This window comes from Lujinxingia vulgaris (assembly GCF_007997015.1).
GTDB classification, from domain to species: domain Bacteria; phylum Myxococcota_A; class Bradymonadia; order Bradymonadales; family Bradymonadaceae; genus Lujinxingia; species Lujinxingia vulgaris.
This window is the reverse complement of record NZ_VOSM01000089.1, coordinates 1-556: the sequence shown is the minus strand read 5'-3', so window position 1 is coordinate 556 and position 556 is coordinate 1. Positions and strand designations below refer to the sequence as shown.

1 protein-coding gene is annotated in these 556 nt (G+C 53.2%); it reads right to left on the bottom strand.

What is annotated here, in order from left to right; translation table 11 throughout:
* A partial coding sequence (locus FRC98_RS21035; protein ID WP_230467902.1) for a YicC/YloC family endoribonuclease occupies positions 1–260 on the bottom strand: 260 nt, incomplete at its 3' end.
* Positions 261–556: the final 296 nt, after the last annotated feature.

Below are 556 nucleotides of genomic sequence, written 5' to 3'. Positions count from 1 at the left end.
AAGACCTCATCGACACGGAACTGGGCTTGGGGACTCAGCTTCCTTAGGGACAGGGAGACATTCACGTTGCCACGGTGGAGCCGCTCCTTGAGCCGCCGTCTTAAGTCGGGCTCCAAGCTGTCAAAGCCTTGCGGCCCGCGAAAGCGAATCTCGAGACCGCGGCCGTTCACGCTCTTCACCTCCCAAACCCAGGAGTAGATATCGTTTCCTCCCTGTACGCGGGCAAAACCGGTCATGGAGGCAATGGCAGAAGAAGTCATGAAGTGATACCAAGCTGTGAGTTACTTTGGAAAAGGCGTCACTTAATAACCGTCTGAAGGAGTAACGGCAACCTGCAGAGGAGTCCGCCATGCTGTTCCGCAGCAAACAGACTGCTCCTAACTGATCTGCCCAGAACTCTGTGATTCCAGCATCAGAGTGGCCTTCGTGACTCCGGTCTGGTTCAGGTGGAACAGCAGGTTTCCGCCAAATGCTTCCCAGTCCAACTCACCATTTTCCAATAACTTACCAATACCTACAAAAACAATCCAATCCAATTCAAACCCTTACGGAGCCA